This window comes from Roseburia rectibacter, from assembly GCF_014287515.2.
Taxonomy (GTDB): domain Bacteria; phylum Bacillota; class Clostridia; order Lachnospirales; family Lachnospiraceae; genus Roseburia; species Roseburia rectibacter.
Window position 1 is genome coordinate 3,630,869 of the sequence record NZ_CP092473.1, and the last position, 21,464, is coordinate 3,652,332.

The following is a 21,464-nucleotide window of genomic DNA, read 5'->3' on the forward strand; positions in this document are numbered from 1 at the left end:
TAAACGCCTTGTATTTTTCAACGAAATATCTACAGTTTTAGGCAAATCATAAATACCTACCGAAACAGTTTATACCAACTGCCCCTCAGAATATATCTTTACGTCGAAATCACCATGATTACCTGCTCCATCCATCTTACCAACCTTAAAAGTCAATTTATTGTATTTTCCTTCTATATTAAAGTTTGCAAATTTTTCATCCCAAGATGAATCCTGCCCAAGTGTAAAACTCTTCTTTTGTTCTTTTCCGCCCATCTTAAAATAGTTCCCATTTGTATAGGCTTCATAATTATAACTGTTATATGGTTCATATGTATCGACCAGATAAACATAATCACGCACAGTGATTTTTTTCACTCCGGAATATTTTCCATATTTCTTTTTTCCATTGACATTTTTATATGCCCGCACTCTAAACTGATAGGTCTTTCCTGTACTTAACTTTGAGATTGTCAATTTATTTTTTGTTACATTCTTTGTTTTCCATGAACCACCGGCAGTCCTGTACTGTAATGTATATCCTTTAGCTCCAGATACCTTTTTAAAAGCTACTTTAACAGACTTTTTCCCAGTCTGTGTGATGGATGTTATTTTCGTATTCCCAACTTTTGTGGCTGCCTGTGTTTCAACCATGTTCATCTGCATAAACAGACAAAAAACCATAATGCATAAAAATAATTTTTTTAATGTTTTTTTTCATCCCTTTATTCCTTCCTTTCCTGCTCTATTTTGTTGCTAAAATAATTTTCAATACACAACCACCGTATTTACCTTACTTTTCTGCTTGTATTTATTTTTTGCATAAAGCCGTATCTGTGTACCATTTTTTATCTTCTGCGTTTTTATTTTAAACTTCCCATTCTTATCCGATTTTGCAGAATATGTAGTTGTCCCTATATTGGCATATACTGTTACATTTTTACTGGTCGTTCCGGCAATAACACCTTTCTTTTTATTTATATTAGTTATCATCGGTTTCTTTGGTGCCTGTGATTTATATAATTTACAGTTTACAATTCCAAATGATGTTCCCCCGCTCACAGCCTTGTTATCTTTTACATATATTTTGAGTTTTTTTACTCCTGCCACATTAACAGAAATTTTAAATGGTATTTTTGACGGGGTCATACGATATTTTTTCAATAATTTTCCATCCCCGTAAAAATACAATGTAGTGTCAAAATTTGTCGTGTTATAGCTGTCTATCAAGACCAGTTTTGCCTCCAGTTTTTTATATTTATTTCCAATATTGTAAGTACTGTATGCCCAGCTGATTTCCGGTGTGTAATTCCATCTGGCTATCCACGCTTCAATTCCATGCGTATATGAATTTCCATAAATGTCTGTATTTCCCCTTGTATATTGATGCTGCCCAATCGTATATACAAAACTGTCTCCCTCATTTCCTGTATACTGTCCGCTTTTTACAGGCTTCAGGGTATCCATGTATATATACGCTTTCTCCTGTGCCATGACAGGCTGTGCCGGTATGATACAAAGCATCATCATCCCAGCCAGTAATAAAATAATTCCGTTTCTGCAAAGTTTTTTCATAACTAGCATTCCTTTCTCTTTTTCTAAACATGCCCTGTCGGTCTGCAAATCATTTTTCACAGACCGGCAGGACTTCCTGTACTACAGTTTTACTTTCCACTATATTTTTTCAGTACAACTTTCTTTCCCTGCCCTTTTCCCTTAAAGAGCTTTTTGTACTTCTTATACTGTGCTGCCGGCACTTTGATCTGTGCATTTTTTCTGATTCCGGAAAATGCATTTTTGCCGATCCTCTTTAACTTTTTAGACCTGACAATAATGTTTTTCAATTTGCCGCAGTCCTTGAATGCTTTCGTACCGATTTTTGTTGTGTTTGCTCCGATCGTAACTTTTACAAGCTTTTTACAGCCAAGAAATGCAGATGTACCAATCTCTTTTACGGAGTCAGCAATCACTACTTCCGTAACACTGCTTTTCTTAAATGCATAATCAGATATTTCTGTTACCTTATATATCCTGCCATCGTAAGAAACGGTAGACGGTATCTTCACTTTCGTTACCTGCTTTGTTTTCAGACCGACTACAGCAGCTTCTTTTCCATCCATTACCTCATAACGGATTTTACCGGAAATAAATTCAGTCCAAAGATCTGATTCATCTTCCTCATCATCTTCATCGTCCTGTTCTGTATCAGCTTCAGGTGTATCCGTCTTCCCTGTATCTGCATCTTTTCCTGCGTCTGTGTCTGTTCCTGTATCCGTATCTGTGTCTGTTCCTGCATCCGTATCTGCCTGTGACTTCTCATAAACCGCCTGAATTACTACACTTCTTTCCGGCATCGTGAACGATGTTTCTATGTCAGACTCATTTTCCAGTTTTATATTTCCTGATAAAACGACCCATTTTGAAAACTCCATTCCATTTTCCAGGCTGTCTGCTTTCACTCTGACAGATGTTCCAGCGGGATACATTTCCGTTTTATTTCCGGTTCCATTGTAAATTGTCACACCGTATTTCTTTACTGCTGTCCAGTGTGCATATAAGGTCTGATTTCCTGTCAGTGAAACCGTTGTATTTTCTGTTATCTTTGTTCCGCCATTTTCTGATGTATACCAGCCATCAAATGTGTAACTATTTCTTGTGGCTGTCGGCAGAGTTCCATATCTACTTCCCGTTTTTACTGTTATATAACTGTTGTCTGATAGATTTCCTCCATTGGCATTAAATGTCACTGTATATGTTTTTGCTGTCCAGTGCGCATATAAGGTCTGATTTCCTGTCAGGGAAACTGTTGTGTTTTCCGTTATCCTTGTCCCTCCGCTTCCTGATGTGTACCAGCCATCAAATGTATAACCGCTCTTTGCAGCTGTCGGCAGAGTTCCATATCTGCTTCCCGTTTTCACTGTGATATAACTGTTTCCTGATAGATTTCCTCCATTGGCATTAAATGTTATTGTATATGTTTTTGCTGTCCAGTGCGCATATAAGGTCTGATTTCCTGTCAGTGAAACCGTTGTATTTTCTGTTATCCTTGTTCCTCCGCTTCCTGATGTGTACCAGCCATCAAATGTATAACCGCTCTTTGTAGCTGTCTGCAGAGTTCCATATTTTTCCCCGGATGTCACTGTTTTTGTACTGGTTCCTGATACAGTTCCCCCGTTGGAATTAAATGTCACTTTATATGTCGGAATCGTTTCATATACAGCCTCAATAATCAGATCTGATTCCGGCATGGTAACTGTAATTGATGTGCTATATTCATTATCAATTTTTACATTTCCAGATTTTACCTGGAACTTTTTAAACCGTTTTCCATTTTTTATCTGGTCTGCCCTGATTCTAATGGTCGATCCAGGACCACATAAATAAGTTCTTGATCCATCACAGTTAATATATGTAAAGTTATATTCCTCTCTTTTCTCTGTGGTCGATTCAAATTTCCATTTTTCTGCCGGTGAACCATTTCCCCAGTTCATCCATATACTGTTTCCAGGCGATATATCTGCATTTGGAAGATCCATATACATTCCATTATTTGCAGAAATAATATAATAATAGCCGTCACCCGCACTTCGCAGTATCCATTTCTGGTTCATTCCTCCATGATAACCACACTGCTGCACATTCGCCAGCCGCTCTGTGCTCGCATTATAAACATCCAGTGCTTTTTTCGAATGATGTGCCTCTATTTTATAATATCCGTTTCCAAGATAAGTGACATCAAACTTCTGGTTGTTTCCGCCATTGCGGTTTGAAATAACCAGATTTCCTTCATCCACCATGGATGCCCATTCAATATCAAAAACGCTGTTATTATTCACCGCTGACACTATGGTATATAAACCATCTGACAGAGTTTTTGATGCCGTCATATTATATTGAAATGTACGTGTTGACGATCCCAACACAGTATTTCCATTATACGCGGTAAACGTAAGCTGATTCGTTCCCGGATGCATGAGATATTCAGGAATATAATAGGAAAATCCTTCATTTCCGGTCGGGTATCCCGGATTTCTCTCTGCAACATCCGGACGGGATTTTCTGGAACAGTTATATGTGTTTCCATTAATATTACAAGTTACATTTGTTACTCCATTTCCATAAATTGCCCATCCCTCTGCCGTAATTCCAGATGTTGTACTTGCGCCTGCCTTTGGCGAATCAATATTTATATGGAATGGTTTTGCTGATACATACGCTGGACGTATAAATCTTCGTGTAATATGTCCATTTGCAAGTGAATGTCCATTTCCATCTTTGTAAATACCATTAACTAAAGAAACCTTTCCATTATAGTTTCCTTCTACCGACTGGGAAGAATTGATCATAATTCCAACATGACACCAATGCACCGAACAACTCTTGCAATAGTAAAAAACAATATCTCCCTTTTGAGGTGACGAAACATCCTGTCCACCTTTATTTTTGATATTGTTATATAGCGTCTGACAATATCCATTGCCTGGAATGATATTACTAATACCCGCCAGGCTCGCGCAGTCCGATACAAAATCTGCACACCATGCTTCCGTATAATTAAGTTGCGCTTTTGTTTTACCCATCTGCGCCTGTGCCACCGCCACAATATTATCAGCCTGATTGTTCCCTAATGTATATGATCTGTTATAATAACCAGTTCGAACCTGCGTTGCATTAACTGTAGTCAGACTTACAAAAAATAATGCAACAAAAAATACACTTAGAAATCGCCCTATTCGATTCATTTTTTTCTTCATACTCCGTACCTCCACCGTTTCATTCCCGAACTATCCTTTCATCTCTTTGAAATTTTCTTGTTCACACTCCTTCACCCGTATCTTATTTTATTTCTTATATCGTCACTTTTCATCTAATACTTTAGTCATAGCTAATGTTATTTTGTTTTACCTCATTCATCTACCATGAATAGTACATTAAAATTAACACATATTATATAAGAGGTAATATTTCGATGAATGATCTCGATTTCAAAGCAATCGGACTGAAAATTAAAGAACGACGAAAATCACTGGGGATTACCCAGGAATCTATTGCAAATGCACTCGACGTAAATCCAAGCCATATCTCGAATATCGAATGTGGCAGAGCGAATCCTTCACTCACTACACTGATCAAAATCGCCAATCTCCTGCAATGCAGCGTCGATTATTTCATTTCTGCAGAATATACCTACAAACATGATCCTGAAAAAGAAAAATCCCTGGATGAAGAAATCATGAATAAATTAAAATACTGTAATATCGACAAAAAAAACAAGGTCCTGAAAATCATAGACCTTCTTTAATAATTAATTTAATTTTTCAGTTTTTGCCGGAACAGTCCAATCAGTTTTTCCCAGAATGTTTCCTGCTCCTCTTACTTTCTCTTTCTGGATCCGACCAGAGTACAGAAAATTTTTAGTTATCATTTGCGCATGCAGTATAAACAATAACAATTTTTAGAAAAACTTCATGAATTGGCACTTTTTTCATTTTTTTAAGTATGTTATGCTAGTAGAATGATACCGGTGGAGTAAATGGCAAAAATACATGACAAATATTTAGAATTGGAGAAATACCATGGAAAAAAAGACAGATTTTAAGGCACTTTCGAACAAAGCAAAAGTTCAGTATATCTGGGACTATTACAAACTGCATATTTTATTTGGAGGTGTCATTGCTGCGATCGTGATTGGTCTGGGATATCATTTTATCACTTACCGCAAGCCGGTACTCAGCGTCATCATGATCAATGTCCAGACAACCAGTGAAAATGCCGAGGCTGCGTTTGACGAATTTTCTGATGCTGCCGGTTATGATAAAAAACAGCAGCCAATCGACGTTTCTGCAAATCTGCAGTTTTCCGATGATCCAAATGCAACAACGGACTACAACGACTACATGGTACTTTCCACGATGATCGGTGCCGGCGGCGAGGATCTGTTTTTCGGTACAGGAAGTGTTTACACCGATTATGCCGAAGAAGGTGCGCTGATGGATCTGCGCACCTATGTTTCGGATGATGTGTTAGAAAAATATAAAGATCATCTGATCTACTCCACCGATGATGGCGAGTCAGAGTCCTATCCATGTGCGATCGAACTGACCGATAATCAGTGGATCCAGAAATATGGCATTTATGACAGCTGCTACTTTGGTGTTTTCAGCCGCTCCGAGCAGAAAGATTACTATACGAAATTTGCGGATTTCCTGCTGAACTACTAATTGGATTGGCAGGCACATTACTGCCTGCTCTGTCCGTAATTTCTTAAATCTGCCCGGCACAGCCTGACATATTATTTCACTATCACCACCGAATATCCCGGCATTGTCAGTGTTCCATCCTGGAGCACTGCCTCTTCTGTGCCCGTCAGCAGTACACCGCCAACTGCAAGATCACCTCCGCTCTTTTCTCCAACTGTAACTCCGGATAAATCTACATCCGCACTCTCCGGAGCAAGATTGTAAACCAGAAGTATTTCCGAATCACCATATGTTTTCTTTATGACACATACCTTGTCATCCGAAATATTCTCCTCAAACTTTACTGTTCCACGGGCTATTTCCGGGTACTCATTGCGGAGTTTTATCGTCTGTTTTACAAACTGGTAAATAGAGTTTCCATCTTCCTCCTGTGTTTCGAGCGCACCGTATTTCATTTTTATGGCATCCATATCAGCAGGTCCCTTGCACATTCCATCGACTGCGCTATCTTCGCTCCAATACATCGGTGCACGCTTATTTTCATCCTTACCGGAACCCTTCATGCCCAGTTCCTCTCCATAATACAGAAAAGCACTTCCAGACATCAACAGATTCATTGCCTGTGCGATCTTTGTCTGTTTTTCACTGTCATCCCCAGAATAATAACCTGCGCCTCGTGCCATATCATGATTTGTGTAAAATGGTGCATCGATATAGCTGTCACTGTACTGGGAAAGATTATCCTGTAGATTTACCAACGCCTTTCCATAGGAAGATGCCGAACCATTTTTAAGCACGGAAGTGATCGTTCCGGTGCTGTCCGCAAAAGAAAAATCAAAACAGCTGTCAATACCACTCTCATAGTATTTTGCGTAGGTATTCTGATCCGTCCAGACCTCCGCCACGATATAGGCATCCTCTTTTTTCTCTTTTACCATGGAATGAAACCATGACAACACTTCCACATTTTTATCCACACTTCCGCTGTAATACTCTTTTGCCGCATCCAGGCGGAATCCGTCCACCCCCAGATCAAGCCAGAAGTCTACGATCTTGTCAAATTCATCACGGACTGCCTGACTGCCAAGGTTTAAATCCGGCATCTCGCTCCAGAACTGCGCCTCATAATACCAGTCTGTACCATCGAGCTTACTGTAACCGCCCTGCATTTCCTTAGAAAAATTATAGTAATCCACATAAGGACACTCCGACGCATCCGGCTCTGCTCTCTCCGGCAGGTTTTTCAGGTAATCTGCTGCCGTTTTAAACCATTCATGCTGGGAGGAAGTATGGTTCATGACAAGATCGATAATGACATTGATTCCCCTCTCATGACATGCGGCGATCAGATTTTTAAAATCGTCCATCGTACCGTATTCCGGGTCAATATCACAGTAATCCGTCACATCATATTTATGGTAGGTTGTCGATGGCATGACCGGCATCAGCCAGATTCCGTTACATCCAAGATCCGTATCTGTCGCCGGATCACCGTCATTGATATAATCTAACTTTTCTGTCAGACCATTCAGATCCCCGATGCCGTCCCCGTCGCTGTCAAAAAAGCTGTACACAAACACCTCATACCAGGTACGGTAATTATCATCAATGATCTGTTCATCCCCGGTATTGACTTCCTGCATCAGAGAAAGGACGGTCACTCCCCCCTCCTTCGTGTCAGCATCTGCATTTTCATCCTGCCCGGCAGAAGCTATGGCTTGATCCGCAGAACTTTCCGTCGCCATTCCATTCGAGTTATCCACAGCATTCCCTGATGAAGCTGTCCCATTTCCACATCCCCCTGCGGAAACTATCAACATACCGGCTAAAACAGCCGCAATGATTCTCTTTTTCATCTCAGTCCTCATTTCTGCGCATATATGCCTGCGCTTTTTCAATTATGTTAAAGTCACAATAGTGCACCCAAGCTTCCTGATTGCACTATTTGACCTCAGCATCCTTCAACTACTCTATTAGAATAAAGAGTCGCTTGCGACTCTTTCGCGCTCGAGCGGTGCTGTTTACAGCTAACTTCTGCTCCGCAAGATGCGCATCCTGCCCGGAGGGCTTTTAAATTCATAGGACGCAATTTCCTATGAATTTAAAAAGAGAGCAGAAACAAACCGTCCCTGCTCTCCCGGCAGACTCCCCATCTGCCCAATGACACACCAAAATGTGCCCTCATATTCCATTTGTATCCTGTGGATCAGCCCTTGACAGCTCCGCTCATACCTTCCACATAGAACTTCTGTGTCATTAAGAACAGAATTGCGATCGGGATCGATACGACAACTGCTCCTGCTGCGAAACAGGTATACCAGCTATCGATATACTCTTTCTCAAGCATCTTCCAAAGACCAATAGATACCGTATAATACTGTGCATCCGCACGGCAGATAACTTTACCAAAAATAAAGTCAACCCACGGTCCCATAAAGGATGTTAAAATCGTATATACGATGATCGGCTTACTGAGCGGTACCGTAATCTTTGTAAATACATTCCATCTTGTCGCTCCATCGATAATCGCTGCCTCATCCAGCGATTTTGAGATTGTATCAAAAAATCCCTTCGCAACATAAAATCCTGCACCGGAACCCGCTGAGAACACGATAATAAGTGCTACACGGATCATTGCACCATCTGCTAAATTAAGTGCTCTTAAAATATAGTACACAGCGATCATGGACATGAAAGATGGAAACAGACCAATGATCATAGCGATGTTCATAAACGGTTTTCTCATCTTAAAACGCATTCTTGACATACTGTATGCCACTGAAAGTACAAAGATGGTAGAAATGATGCAGGTAAAAATTGCGATCACAAAGGTATTCATAAACATCTTCGGAAAGTTTAAAATACTGGTGTCTGTAAATAATTTGATGTAATTATTAAATGTATAGGTTTTCGGGAAAAATGTACTTACATAAGAACCTTTCTCTCCACGGAAACTTGTAAGGATTACCCAGAAAATCGGGAGAACCCAGATAAATGCCAGTATTGCCAGGAAAATGTGAACAATCACATTTATCACTGTTTTACGGATTTTCGCCGTATTGGATGCACCACTTTTTTTCGCAGCCACTGCTGCTGTACTCGTATGTGTCGTGTTCATTACATGAATCCCTCCTCATCTTTATAGGATGCGGTATTGCGATATGTTACCAATGCTACGATCGCAAGTACAATAAATGTCATAATACCAATAACAGCACCTAAGTTATAATAGTTCTTATCAACCGTCAGCTTATACAGCCAGGTAACAAGAAGGTCTGTCTTTCCTGCCGTGGCATCCACCGGAGTAGGATTTCCACCTGACAGAAGGAAGATGACATTGAAGTTATTGATATTTCCCGTAAACTGTGTGATCAGGTACGGTGTCATAACGAATAACATGTAAGGCAATGTGATCTTAAAGAAAGTCTGTACAGCATTCGCTCCGTCGATCTTTGCTGCCTCATAAAGTTCACCCGGAATATTCTGTAAAATACCGGTTACCTGAAGTAACGTATACGGAATACCTACCCAGAGGTTAATAACAATAACCGTTACTCTTGCCCATGTTGCATTTGAAAAGAACGGTAATGCGGTATCGATCAGACCATATTTTAATAACAGCGTATTGACGATACCGGTCGGCTGTAACATGGTACGCATGATCAGCAGTGATACGAACTGCGGTACTGCGATGGAAAGTACAAAACAGAATCTCCAGAATGCCTTTCCTTTTGTCTCCTTACGGTTGATGATAATTGCTAAGATCATACCGAGGATATAGTTTAATGCGGTTGCTACAATGGCCCAGATCAGTGTCCATCCTAATACGGAATAGAACTGCTTTCCGATACTGTCACCGAAGTTTAAAATCTTCTTAAAATTTGCCAGTCCCACCCAGTCAAATAATACCAGATGATCGTTGACCTTACTGTAGTTCGTGAACGCCATGGTAATGTTATAGATCAGTGGTAAGATCGTAAAAATTAAAATTCCCATAACCGGCGCTGCCAACAGTAATTTATATAAATTTTGATCTAACAAACTCTTGCAGTCTTCTTTAAAGTTGTTTAAGTGCTTTCCTGATTTTGCCAGCACTTCCGATTTATAAGAGCTCTTTACGGACTCTCTCCAGACAATGATAAACATTGCTGTAATATAAACTGTTGCCACTCCATACAACAGAATCAGTGCTGACTGGTCACCTGCTGTATATTCATAAATACTCTTTTTTTCGTTCCATACTTTTTCCTGCTCTCTCCATCCAAGAGATGGCAGCATAGATAAATTATAAATTCCTGACTGAATCATGTACCAGATATATGCAGCTTCTACTGCAAGAAACATGATTCCCTTTCCAATTTGTTTATGTGCAATATTTCCTAAGCCCATAATTAACAGGGAAAGTTTTGTGATTATATTTCCTTTTGCCACCGCATTTGTAACCGTGTACGGTGTTGAAAATTCTTTATTTTTTCCTTTTTTCATTCCAGCCTTTTTCACGTTATGCGCCTCCTTTAAATCTCAATGTAGAAACATCCAGGATGCCCGTCCGGGCACCCTGGGATTTCTATCAGAAGAAATCTTTTTACTGTGCAATGTCTGTGTTCATTGTTGTATTCATATCTTCTGTTTTCTCTGCTGCGTTATCAGCTGTGATCTCACCAGCGACCAGTGCTTTACCCATGTTCTCAGCCGGTGACCAGTAGTTGCTCATTTCGCTTACTAATGGCTGCATGATAGATGTATCTGTCATAACTTTTGTAACTGCCGTAGCAATTTCATCATCTGAGATTGCAATGTTTGTATTTGTAGGAAGGATATTTCTCATATCATAATGATCTTTCTGGGCATCTTCACCTGCAAGGTAAGCCGCTAAAGCCATGGAAACCTGCATATTCTCTGTATTTGGATTAACGCCGATTGCTTTAGATCCTATGAAGGATTTCATCTGACCCTCTGTTCCTCCGATATTTACAGTAGGAAGAGCTGCAACACCCATGTTATCGCCAAGAGCTTCTTTTACAGATTCTGCATCCCATGTACCTGAGAAAATGGCATTAACGCTGCCATCACGTAAACCGGCAATACCTGCTCCGTCTGCATCATTAATGAAGTTTGGATTCTTGCAAAGGTCTACAAGATACTCAGTAACTGCTGCTGCCTTGTCACCACTAAAATCGACACCTGCTGCTGCATCAGTACCATCACCAAATAATGTACATCCGTTTGCTACATAGAAAGCCTGAATATACCAGGAGTTAGATAATGGGAAAGAAACTTTTCCTTTTTCTAACATGGTATCAAAGCTCTTAATATCATCATCTGAAAATACACTCTTATCATAGTACATAAACCATGTATTTGATGTGAATGGGAATGCTACTACTGCATCATTGTAAGTAACGGATGCCGTAATAGAATCAGAGTTTGTTGTAGTTACATAGTCAAGATAACTTCCTCCAAGCTCTGCTAATGCGTTTGCAGATACAAGATCCGGGATGTTATCATTTGCTAACATATATACATCTGCGGAGTTTTCAACATCCTGTGTAACCGTTGCTTTTGCATCACCCTCTGCACATACACCATAATTGAAAGTGATATCCCAGTTTGGATGAGCTGCGTTGAATGCGTCACACTCTTTTGCAAGCCAGCCTGTATCCTGATCTTCCTGTGGGCTCCATACTGTAATTGTACCGGACCATGGCTCATCTTCAGAATCTGCGGCTGCTGCCTCAGTACCTGCGGTATCTACGGCTGCTGCCTCAGTACCTGCTGTCTCCTCTGCTGCTGCATCACTTGTTGTGCTGTTGTCTGCTGCTGCATCGCTTCCAGCATTGTTTGCGGCTTTGTTTCCGCATCCTGCTGCCATGGTTGTCATCATAGCTGCTACCATTAATAATGACACTGCTTTCTTTTTCATTTTTTTCTTCTCCTTTTCTTTTTCCCAAAAAGTTTTCATGAACTTTGTTTTTATATAAAATGCAATCTGCACTTTATAACATAATTATCTGTGATAAACCGACGCAAGCGTCCGGATCCATGCCCTTCGCTCCTCACTCAGTTCATCGGTTCCAATCCTCCATCTCCAGTTTCTCCCGACGGTGGATGGTGCATTCATCCGCGCTTCATTTCCAAGCTTCATCAGATCCTGCATCTGTATGATCACCACATCTGCAATGCTTGCATAGGCAGCCCGGATCAGCGCATCCGGTATTTCTTCTTTATATTTGATATTCAGATACTCGTACAGATAAGCAAGCTCATAATCTGTTTTGTCCCTGAAGTAACCAACAATTGTTTCATTGTCATGCGTTCCCGCATAAACGACAAGATTGCAGTCGGTGTAATTATGTGGAAGATGTTCGTTTGCCGTATCATCCCCAAATGCGAACATCAAAATCTTGATGCCCGGCCATCCGGTTCTTGCCATCAGCTTCTTCACACCCGGTATCGGACTCTTTCCTGCGATATCCTCAACGATGATGTGTGTATCTCCGATCACTTTTTCGATTGCATCCGTAAGTTTCTTTCCAGGTCCCCTACTCCACTTTCCACTTCTTCCATCTTCTGCCTTGTTCGGTACGACATAATACTTTACGATCGCTGCAAAATGATCAAGCCGTATCACATCAAACAGCTTTGCATGTTCTAACATGCGCGCCTGCCACCAGGCAAATCCATCTTCTTCCATCCGGCTCCAGTTGTATACTGGACTTCCCCACTTTTGTCCATTCTCTGAAAATGCATCCGGCGGAGAACCTGCAACTCCTTTTGGCGTCCCATCCTCTTCCAATAAGAAAAGTTCCCGGTTTGCCCATACATCCACACTGTCTAATGCCACATAAAACGGAAGATCACCAATCAGCTGGATACCTCTGTTATTTGCATATTCTTTTAATTTTTTCCATTGTTTAAAAAATTCAAACTGGCAGAATTCATAGAACAATATGTCTGTATGTAACGTTGTTTCATACTCTTTTAATGCCTCAGGATCCCGGCTTCGAAGCGGTTCGTCCCACTTCTGCCATTCCTCATCACCAAAATGTTTCTTTAATGCAGTATAAAGTGCATAATCAGAAAGCCATCCGGCATTTTCCTCACAGAACGTTACAAAAACTTCATTTTCGATATCGAATCGTGCGAACGCCATTTTCAAAACTTTAAAGCGGTTCTCATAAATCATCGCATAATCAATATCCGCTTCATCATTTCCCCAATGGAAACTTCGGATCTCTTCCACACTAAGCAGCTTCTCCTGCACAAGATCATCCAGATCGATCAGATATGGATTCCCGGCAAATGCGGAATATGACTGATATGGACTGTCTCCAAAACTGGTTGGACCGATCGGCAGCACCTGCCAGTAACGCTGTTTTAAATCCACCAGCAGATCTATAAACTGGAATGCCGCATCTCCTAATGTACCAATTCCGTATGAAGATGGTAAACTTGTGATCGCTAAGAGGATTCCTGCTCCCCTTGCCATTCTTTTTGCATCCAATGATCTTCCCCGGTCCTTCCTCTCTTTTTTTTCGCTTTTTTTTCGTATCTGTGATAATTTTATTACTGGAAACGTTTTTTGTCAACGAATTTGCAACTTTTAACAGCGTTTTTGCCATATTTGCCGTTTTTGCTATATCGTTTTTGTTTATTTTTACAACGAAACCACTCAAAAGTTTCGAAAATTTTAGTATGTCTGCTTGTCAACTTTTTGTTTTCTTTATATAATATAAAAAAATCAACTGTTTTTACTAAGGAGAGGATCTTACCCATGGCAACAATCAAAGATATTGCAACAAGACTCGGTGTTTCCGTCAGTACCGTATCAAAAGGTTTAAATGGCGCGAGTGACATCAGCGAAGAATTACGTCAGATGGTGCTTGACACTGCAGTTGAAATGGGATACGCAACAAAAAAATCAAAGAAAAAAGAAAACCGCAAGCTTGCGGTCTTTATCGAAAATATGGAATATGAAACGGAAGATCAGTTTGGCTACGATATCGTACTCGGTTTCAAACAGAATGCTTTCCGCCATAATTGGGATGTCACCGTTATTCCGGTCACACCTGCTTTTCAGCTTACAGAAAAATATGATACATACATGTTAAAGAACGGTTTCTGCGGTGCCTTTTTAGTCGGATTCGCCCTGCATGACGAATGGATGCAACAGCTTTCCCACACCACAATGCCGACTGTTCTCTTTGATAACTATATCGAAAAAAATCCTAATGTCTGCTATGTCGGCACCGATAATTACGAAGGTATCGACGCAGCCGTAGATCATCTGTATACCCTCGGCCACAAAAAAATTGCTTTTTTAAACGGTTCCCTGCACTCCATGGTATCCGAGCAGCGCCAGGAAGCATTTTTTAACAGCATGAAAGCTCATGGACTGGCTGCTGATGAGAAGCTGACCGCCTACGGCTATTATGTGGCAGACAGTGCAAAATACCATGTTCCGACTTTTCTCGGTGCAGGTGCAACTGCTATCATCTGCGGCAACGATCTCATTGCTTCCGGTGTAATTGCCGAGTGTAAGCTGCGCGGTTTCCGCGTTCCGGAGGATATCAGTGTGATTGGTTTTGATGATCTTCCGCTCTCTGCCTCCTTAGAGCCGCCGCTTACCACGGTTCGTCAGGAGCGCAATGAACTTGGAAAATGCGCTTACGTCGTTTTAAATTCTCTGGTGCACCACATCCCGTTCTGCCGGACGCAGATCCGGGCAAGACTCATTGAAAGAGAATCGACGGCACGCTGTCAGGCAGCACCCGAGATAAAACCACTGGTGTAAAAGTGATAGATTTATAAGCAATGCTATACGGGTATAAAGAGGTGGTTTTCAGTTCTCTGACTGGAAAATTGCAGTGTCTCACTACTCCGTTTTCCGAACCGCCTCATATACGGGGCGGTTTTCTTTTGCCGGAATGCAAATCAGTAAAAACATAGCGGTAAGTTCTGCTACTGAGAGCATCAGAATGGCTGACCGATAAGACATGATCTGCCCCAGTGCTCCCGCTGCCATCTGGAATGCCACACTTCCGATCGCAAATACCATATTAAAAAATGCGTTGATACGCGCCCGCATATTTTCGGGCAGATAGCTCTGCACTGCTGTCTCACGGATGGTCGCACTTGAGATGCCAAGGGCCCCACAAAGGAAACGGTTACACAACATCAGCGGATATGGCAGATATAAAAGTAAAATATCCATCAGTCCATAGACCGTATAGACAAATTTGGTAAACGCATAGCGTTTTTTTACCGGTATTTCTTTTTTATACTGGAAAATGCCGCCAAGTCCCCTCCCGATCATTTCCGCACTTTTTAAAAATCCAAGCATTGTGACCGTAAGCCACGGCACTGTCTGGTAAAACGCTTGGATCAGTACGGTATTTCCATCTGACACACCGCTTGTGATACTCATATAAGTATAGATGTTACGAATCCCCTTTTCTTTTTTCAGATAATGAAATCCTTCCCTGATATCCTGACAGTACTGCTTCCATGTATAATCATCCTGTGCTTCTTCTTTTTCCTCATGAATCCGGCTCTCTATGACAACAGATACCATCGTGATACCAGAAACCAGATAAAAAATATGTGCCATGGATATTTTTTCATATAAAAAGGTTGCCGCCGGGGACATTGCAATGATGACAAGCGGATATATCGTATTGCTGACCGCGTATCCCTTCTGCTCCATCCCGTTCGGGATCAGATTAGGATACCATGCATCATATGCAAGGCGGTAAAACACTGAGATTGTCCCTACCGCAAGAACGAATATCAGATACAGCAGATAGTTGAACGCATGACCACTAATATAGACTCCCATCACCGCATATAATACCGCCGTTACAATATCCAGTCCGACAATCCATTTTTTCTTTCCGCCCTTGTCGATCAAAGGTGCTGCCAAAACAGAAAGAACAATGTCCGGCAAGACGCCGCAGATCAGCACCAGTGCGGACAGGAAGGTAGATCCGGTTTCATCAAATACTAAAAGGCTGATCGGCAGGTTCATGGCTTCGCCGCCCACGGCTGTTAAAATGGTTGCGATAGTGATACTGGTAAAATCTTTTGTCCAGAGTGTTTTTTGCTGGTGTGACATGCTTTTTCCTCATTTCATGTTTTGTAGTATAGCGTAAAGATTATGATGTCCGGAGCAAATAGTGGATTCCAGACATCATATATCGATTGCTACAGTTATTATATATTCCACTTTAAACTAGATAAAGCGAATTGATTTGGGAAAATCGGCACAAAAAAAGCACGCTAAAACGTACTTTTTCTGGTCTTTGCGGAAATTTGTTCACTAAACTCCAATGCCTTTTTATATTTCCGCTGTCTCATATAGGCTTCTAAGATCACATCTTTATATTGATAGAGGAATCCAAACGATTTTTCTTTTTTGAGAGCTGTGATCAGTCGTTCGATCAGATCTAAATATGCCGGATCCGCCGTAAAGTCAGGCTTTTGTTCCATGCAAAGTTCTTCATACATCAGATGCTCTGCCGTCTTATCCTTCATTTCTTTCTGTGAAAGTAACAGCTTCATTTTTGCAAGATATCGGTCTGCCTCCCTTGTATTTCCAAGGCGCAAATGTAACCATCCCTTTTTATGACAGTGCAGAAAATCTTCTGACCGGACACGATTTAAACAGGCAAGCGCTTCCTCATATCTTCCGACTGCCAGATAGGTTGCGCCCATATTATAATATAATCCCTGCTCGTATTCTTTCCACCAGCCAGTATTCTGCAACATTCTTCTGGTGCGCTCATAATAGACGGTCATCATTTCATCCATATTGACACATGCATATGCGCTTCCATTCATAAAATAATAATCCGCCAGTGCATATACATTTCCCTCTTCTAATGCTGCTGTCACAAAACGGTTCTCCATCCGGTGAATCACGTCGTATTCTGCCTGTTCATAATAACCAGCAATCAGGCAACACATGCCAAGCGTATTCTGCAGTCCATGCTGTACTTTCTGATACCACTTCATTTTCTCTGCAGGATCTTTTGTGAGTCTTGAACAGACCAGACTGTAATAGGCATACTGTTTTTCATCCATACAATCTTCTAACTGCGCTAATGTGCTGATATCCTTATCCAAAAAGTTCTGTATGTCATTTCCATCCACTTCATTTTTCATGAAACTTCCGATAGAATTTCCATCCGTTTCTTTTTCCATGAACCTTTCGATAAAACTTTCATCTACTTCTTTCCATATGCTCTCACTGTAATAAACTGCTGCCACCAGCCTGATATCGATCACAAACGGTGACATCAAAAGCCTGTCCCATTTTCCGGCAAGTTTTTTCCATACCGTTTCATTTTCCAGTCCATATTGGAGATTATAAAAAAATTTATCCATCTGTTGCCTGCTCTCAGTAAGAAATGCAGAATCTGTCTCATAATCGATTCCAAGTCTTGCAAAAAGCTGCTTTAAAATTGCCATATCCGGCTCCGCTGATCCACGCTCGATCTTGCTTAAATACGAAACCACACAGATGCCATAACAGACTTCTTTCTGTCCCTTTCCCTGTCTGATCCGCTCCGCGCGCAGAATCATTCCTGCCGGACTTTTTTCTTTTTTATTCATATTTATTTTCCAAAATTCTGTCTCTGTAGACTATCTATTTGTCTTTATAAAGCCATCGGATTTTCTGTTATAAAATTGCCTCTTAAATTGGTGCAAGCAGATATTCACACAAAATCTGATACAGTTTTTGTGGTTCAACCGGTTTTGCAATATGCGCATTCATTCCTGTTTCCTTGCATTTTCTTACATCTTCCGGTGTATCATCTGCACTTAATGCTATGATCGGAATGATCTGCGCATCCGGCTTCGCAACCTTCCTTATCGCTCTCGCCGCAACGAAACCATTCATATTCGGCATCTGGATATCCATCAGTATCGCGTCAAAATGATAAGGTTCTTCCACTTTAAACTGCTCTAATGCCGCTTTTCCATCCTGCACACTGACGACGTTCACTGCGACATGCTCTAAAATCCTTTTGCTGATCTCAATATCTAACGGATGATCTTCTACAAGCAGGATTCTCTTCCCCCGTAAAATATTCTGCATCTCCTCCGCAGAGCGGTGCGCTACTTCAATTTCCGGCTGTATCTCTGCAATCTCGATCTCTAAGTGAACCTTTATCTCCGTGCCCTTCTGCGGCTCACTTTTCACTGCGATTGTTCCTCCCATCAGGTCAACGATGCTCCTTACGATCGCAAGTCCGAGTCCCGCTCCGTTTCCACGCTCGCCCTGATTCACGCTCTCCTGCGTAAATGGCTGGAACAGGATCTGCTGAAACTCTTCGCTCATTCCCATTCCATTATCCGACACTACATAATCTGCACAGAAATGATCATTATGAGTTGCATAATTACAGATACGGAATGTGACCTCCCCGCCCTCCGGTGTAAACTTCACTGCGTTGGAGAGCAGATTAAAAAATATCTGGAAAAACCGCACCGGATCAACCATCATATTAATGTTGATCTCCTCATGCGGCATATGAAATCGAATCCATTTGCGCTCACACATCGGCTCCATCATATTTTCCACTTCATTTAAAAATTCCGTAAACGAATACGGCTTTGGATGAAGATGGAACTTTCCGTTTTCGATCTTAGACATATCCACTAAATCATTCAACAATCCCATCAGGAATTCACTCGCACCGCGGATACGGTTTAAACATTCTTCCATCCGCTCCGGATGCTCTGTCTCCTCAAGTCCTAACGCTGTTGCACCAACGATCACATTCATCGGTGTCTTGATCTCGTGACTGATGCGCGACAAAAATTCTGTTTTTACATCTGCGACTTCTTTTTTTGCCAAATCTCTTTGTGCCTGCATACGGCGCAGCCGTATCGTATCAAACACTAACAGACCTGCAAGTGCCACGATCAATACTGCGATCAACATTCTCTGTTCCATAAAAATCTCCCCTAGTGTTTTCTCCTCTTTGTAAACAGAATACACACCCAGCAAATATTCTGTCAGTATAAATCAGCCAGTTTTCCGACCATCATATTAGGATAATTTTACCATACGGGTTTGATATGGTGCAACTGGATTAGGTGTAGAAATCACTTTAACTTTCTATTGCAGGCACTGATCATAAAACACAAAAATAGCCGCCATGGTCTGATAAACTAAGCGGCAATTTTTGTTTGAAATATGATTTATTTTTACTCTTTTCCAAGTAACCCCAGTACTTTATGCAGTAACCGGTACAACTCGGCGGCATCCTCTTTCCCAAGGCACACGCAGCATCCCATTTTTTTGGGTACCTCAACTGCAGACTCTTTTAACTTTTCGCCAAGTTCTGTGATCGTCACGTTTAACACACGCTCATCCTGACTGTCCCTTGCACGGACCAGATACCCTTTTTGTTCAAGTTTTTTCAATACAGGTGTGAGCGTGCCGGAATCTAAATATAATAATGCTCCCATATCCTTCACACTGATCTGTTTATGCTCCCAGAGTACCATCATCGCAATATACTGCGTATAGGTTAAATCCAGCTCGTCCAAAAAAGGCTTATACTTTCGCACGATTTCTTTCGAGCAGGCATAAAGTGGAAAACACAACTGATTTTCCAGTTTTAATGCATCATATTTATCCGGCATAATAATCCCCATTCCATTCTAATTCAGATGTTCTTCAATAAAACTTTTCATGGCGTCTTTCGGCTGGAAACCAATCGTTCTTGCCACTTCCACACCATCTTTTAATACAATGACTGCCGGGATACTGACAATGCGGTACTCCTGCGCAAGTCCCATGTTCTCATCGGAATCTGCGTTGTAAAATTCTGCCTTGCCGGAAAACTCCTCGGATAATTCTTCCATCACCGGTGCTAACATCTGGCATGGTCCACACCATACTGCGGAAAAATCGACAACTGCTACTCCTTTTTTTGCTTCATTTAAATCGTTATTTGTAATTTTCTTTACCATAATATTTTCCCTTCCTGCGCTGCCCTTTGCGCATAATATACTGTTTATTTCTAATATATATCTACATATCTATACATCTGCTGTAATGACATACAACGCGGTTTAAATTTTCCACATTCCTTTTTATATGGGCTGTGATTTACTGCTTTCCGGCTGCACGTTTCTTTGCATCCAGATAAGTCACGGCGGATAACGCTGCAACATTGCCCTGTCCGGCTGCTTTAATATACTGATACGGTGTGCCAGTGATATCACCACAGGCGAATAGTCCCGGAATATTTGTCTCCATGGACAGATTAACCTTTACATGATTTCCGTCTAATTCAAGTCCCGGCACGAGCTGTTTCGGAGATACAGCATCACGCAATACAAAAACACCATCCACAAAGTGTTCTCCCTGCTCTGTACGGAGTCCTTCTACTTTCTTTTCCCCGAAAATCTCGTTCGGACGTTCTTTGATCACAGTCACCCGCTCCGAAACCTCCGGTTCATGCTGATACATCGGAAAATAAAGTACTTCTGCTGCCACTTCCGCAAGAAAATCTGCCTCATGTTCCGCATCCTTTCCGTAACCGATAACAGCAACTTTTTTCCCTTTATAAAAGCAGGCATCACAGGTTGCGCAATAGCTGACGCCACTTCCTAAAAACTCATCCTCACCCGGAAGGGTTTTTCCGGAGACAACTCCGCATGCTAAGATCACACTCTCTGCCTCAAGCATTTCCTCGCCTGCCTGAATTGCAAAATAGTCACCCATCGCATAAACAGTACCAATACGGCTGTCCGTAATGTCAATCTCCATCATGGCAAGCTGCTTTTCAAACGTTTCTGCCATTTGGGCTCCGGTCACAGCCGGAAGTCCCGGATAGTTCATGATCTGATGCGCCTTGCTCACCTTATCGCTCATCTGCTTTTTGCCGATCAGCAAAATGTTTTTATTTCTTACTTTTGCAGTCAATGCGGCAGAGACACCGCCAGGACCGGTTCCAATGATCGCTATATCTGCTCTCTCCATTTTTCTCTCCACCTCCAAATCATTGTCTTAAATTTAATTGTGTACAATCTTTACGTTTTTTATCATACAGTAAGATACACTCACTTGTCAAGCAAAAAAAGAACCATGAGATTATTTTCTCACAGTTCTCTTTTCCTATGCGTTATTTTATTTTGCTGTAAACTTATATACTTTTGACTTCAGTGTCACTGTGATCTGCTGTCCTTTGCCGGAAATCTTCTGAATGTTAAATACTTTTGCACTCTTCGTTGCAAACGGACTCATTTTTTCTTCTGCACATTTAT

General features: G+C 41.3%; 17 protein-coding genes. 3 read left to right on the forward strand and 14 right to left on the reverse strand.

The annotated features are described in order from the left end of the window. Nucleotides 1-69: 69 nt before the first annotated feature. The 3 genes from H8S51_RS16615 to H8S51_RS16625 all read right to left on the reverse strand — a co-directional run bounded on the left by H8S51_RS16615 (nt 70) and on the right by H8S51_RS16625 (nt 4,733). A complete protein-coding gene (locus H8S51_RS16615; protein ID WP_186900211.1) occupies nt 70-633 on the reverse strand; it encodes a fibronectin type III domain-containing protein in 564 nt (187 codons plus the stop codon). Between the two features lie 114 nt (nt 634-747). After that, entirely contained in the window at nt 748-1,614 is an 867-nt protein-coding gene (locus H8S51_RS16620; RefSeq protein WP_186900212.1) for an Ig-like domain-containing protein, read from the reverse strand. A gap of 29 nt (nt 1,615-1,643) precedes the next feature. Further along, on the reverse strand, nt 1,644-4,733 hold the full coding sequence (locus H8S51_RS16625) for an InlB B-repeat-containing protein (protein ID WP_186900213.1): 3,090 nt from the start codon (nt 4,731-4,733) through the stop codon (nt 1,644-1,646). Nucleotides 4,734-4,948: 215 nt separating this feature from the next. Between H8S51_RS16625 and H8S51_RS16630 the strand changes: the two genes are divergently transcribed. After that, nucleotides 4,949-5,281, forward strand: a complete 333-nt coding sequence (locus H8S51_RS16630; RefSeq protein ID WP_118488125.1) for a helix-turn-helix domain-containing protein — start codon at nt 4,949-4,951, stop codon at nt 5,279-5,281. 274 nt (nt 5,282-5,555) lie between these two features. Further along, entirely contained in the window at nt 5,556-6,200 is a 645-nt protein-coding gene (locus H8S51_RS16635; RefSeq protein WP_006858972.1) for a type 2 periplasmic-binding domain-containing protein, read from the forward strand. Nucleotides 6,201-6,271: 71 nt separating this feature from the next. On the opposite strand, the gene H8S51_RS16640 is transcribed toward H8S51_RS16635, so the two are convergent. The 5 genes from H8S51_RS16640 to malQ form a co-directional block, all read right to left on the reverse strand. Beyond that, nucleotides 6,272-8,047 (reverse strand): alpha-amylase family glycosyl hydrolase, encoded by a 1,776-nt coding sequence (locus H8S51_RS16640; RefSeq protein WP_186900214.1) that lies wholly within the window; start codon nt 8,045-8,047, stop codon nt 6,272-6,274. 338 nt (nt 8,048-8,385) lie between these two features. Beyond that, nucleotides 8,386-9,297: a sugar ABC transporter permease gene (locus H8S51_RS16645; RefSeq protein WP_117921132.1), complete on the reverse strand. Its 912-nt coding sequence runs from the start codon at nt 9,295-9,297 to the stop codon at nt 8,386-8,388. Further along, nucleotides 9,297-10,664, reverse strand: coding sequence for a carbohydrate ABC transporter permease (locus tag H8S51_RS16650; protein WP_044999520.1), 1,368 nt, complete (start codon nt 10,662-10,664; stop codon nt 9,297-9,299). The genes H8S51_RS16645 and H8S51_RS16650 overlap by 1 nt, the downstream gene beginning before the upstream one ends. A 100-nt stretch (nt 10,665-10,764) precedes the next feature. Further along, nucleotides 10,765-12,102, reverse strand: a complete 1,338-nt coding sequence (locus H8S51_RS16655) for an extracellular solute-binding protein (protein WP_118210375.1) — start codon at nt 12,100-12,102, stop codon at nt 10,765-10,767. 84 nt (nt 12,103-12,186) lie between these two features. Further along, the gene (malQ, locus tag H8S51_RS16660) at nt 12,187-13,683 is read right to left on the reverse strand and encodes a 4-alpha-glucanotransferase (protein WP_241070788.1); all 1,497 of its coding nucleotides are present in this window, start codon (nt 13,681-13,683) and stop codon (nt 12,187-12,189) included. Between the two features lie 270 nt (nt 13,684-13,953). Between malQ and H8S51_RS16665 the strand changes: the two genes are divergently transcribed. Then, nucleotides 13,954-14,973 (forward strand): LacI family DNA-binding transcriptional regulator, encoded by a 1,020-nt coding sequence (locus H8S51_RS16665; protein ID WP_118591467.1) that lies wholly within the window; start codon nt 13,954-13,956, stop codon nt 14,971-14,973. 81 nt (nt 14,974-15,054) lie between these two features. Here H8S51_RS16665 and H8S51_RS16670 read toward each other — a convergent pair whose 3' ends face one another. The 6 genes from H8S51_RS16670 to H8S51_RS16695 all read right to left on the reverse strand — a co-directional run bounded on the left by H8S51_RS16670 (nt 15,055) and on the right by H8S51_RS16695 (nt 21,180). Then, nucleotides 15,055-16,293, reverse strand: coding sequence for an MFS transporter (locus H8S51_RS16670; protein WP_118591465.1), 1,239 nt, complete (start codon nt 16,291-16,293; stop codon nt 15,055-15,057). A 164-nt stretch (nt 16,294-16,457) separates the two neighbouring features. Next, nucleotides 16,458-17,792, reverse strand: a complete 1,335-nt coding sequence (locus tag H8S51_RS16675) for a helix-turn-helix domain-containing protein (RefSeq protein WP_118591463.1) — start codon at nt 17,790-17,792, stop codon at nt 16,458-16,460. An 82-nt stretch (nt 17,793-17,874) separates the two neighbouring features. Beyond that, nucleotides 17,875-19,140 carry an ATP-binding protein gene (locus H8S51_RS16680; protein WP_118591461.1) on the reverse strand — a complete coding sequence of 422 codons (1,266 nt, stop codon included), beginning with the start codon at nt 19,138-19,140 and terminating at the stop codon, nt 17,875-17,877. Nucleotides 19,141-19,394: 254 nt separating this feature from the next. Beyond that, nucleotides 19,395-19,835 (reverse strand): MarR family winged helix-turn-helix transcriptional regulator, encoded by a 441-nt coding sequence (locus H8S51_RS16685; protein WP_186900216.1) that lies wholly within the window; start codon nt 19,833-19,835, stop codon nt 19,395-19,397. Between the two features lie 18 nt (nt 19,836-19,853). After that, nucleotides 19,854-20,165 carry a thioredoxin gene (gene trxA, locus H8S51_RS16690; protein WP_118591457.1) on the reverse strand — a complete coding sequence of 104 codons (312 nt, stop codon included), beginning with the start codon at nt 20,163-20,165 and terminating at the stop codon, nt 19,854-19,856. A 139-nt stretch (nt 20,166-20,304) separates the two neighbouring features. Then, a complete protein-coding gene (locus H8S51_RS16695) occupies nt 20,305-21,180 on the reverse strand; it encodes an NAD(P)/FAD-dependent oxidoreductase (protein WP_186900217.1) in 876 nt (291 codons plus the stop codon). Nucleotides 21,181-21,464: the final 284 nt, after the last annotated feature.

Bases quoted from the DNA above. Each gene is read 5' to 3' on its own strand.
- H8S51_RS16615 (WP_186900211.1), bottom strand. From the start codon at position 633: ATGGTTGAAACACAGGCAGCCACAAAAGTTGGGAATACGAAAATAACA.
- H8S51_RS16625 (WP_186900213.1), bottom strand. From the start codon at position 4,733: ATGAAGAAAAAAATGAATCGAATAGGGCGATTTCTAAGTGTATTTTTT.
- H8S51_RS16630 (WP_118488125.1), top strand. From the start codon at position 4,949: ATGAATGATCTCGATTTCAAAGCAATCGGACTGAAAATTAAAGAACGA.
- H8S51_RS16635 (WP_006858972.1), top strand. From the start codon at position 5,556: ATGGAAAAAAAGACAGATTTTAAGGCACTTTCGAACAAAGCAAAAGTT.
- H8S51_RS16640 (WP_186900214.1), bottom strand. From the start codon at position 8,047: ATGAGGACTGAGATGAAAAAGAGAATCATTGCGGCTGTTTTAGCCGGT.
- H8S51_RS16645 (WP_117921132.1), bottom strand. From the start codon at position 9,297: ATGAACACGACACATACGAGTACAGCAGCAGTGGCTGCGAAAAAAAGT.
- H8S51_RS16650 (WP_044999520.1), bottom strand. From the start codon at position 10,664: ATGAAAAAAGGAAAAAATAAAGAATTTTCAACACCGTACACGGTTACA.
- H8S51_RS16655 (WP_118210375.1), bottom strand. From the start codon at position 12,102: ATGAAAAAGAAAGCAGTGTCATTATTAATGGTAGCAGCTATGATGACA.
- H8S51_RS16665 (WP_118591467.1), top strand. From the start codon at position 13,954: ATGGCAACAATCAAAGATATTGCAACAAGACTCGGTGTTTCCGTCAGT.
- H8S51_RS16670 (WP_118591465.1), bottom strand. From the start codon at position 16,293: ATGTCACACCAGCAAAAAACACTCTGGACAAAAGATTTTACCAGTATC.
- H8S51_RS16675 (WP_118591463.1), bottom strand. From the start codon at position 17,792: ATGAATAAAAAAGAAAAAAGTCCGGCAGGAATGATTCTGCGCGCGGAG.
- H8S51_RS16680 (WP_118591461.1), bottom strand. From the start codon at position 19,140: ATGGAACAGAGAATGTTGATCGCAGTATTGATCGTGGCACTTGCAGGT.
- H8S51_RS16685 (WP_186900216.1), bottom strand. From the start codon at position 19,835: ATGCCGGATAAATATGATGCATTAAAACTGGAAAATCAGTTGTGTTTT.
- trxA (WP_118591457.1), bottom strand. From the start codon at position 20,165: ATGGTAAAGAAAATTACAAATAACGATTTAAATGAAGCAAAAAAAGGA.
- H8S51_RS16695 (WP_186900217.1), bottom strand. From the start codon at position 21,180: ATGGAGAGAGCAGATATAGCGATCATTGGAACCGGTCCTGGCGGTGTC.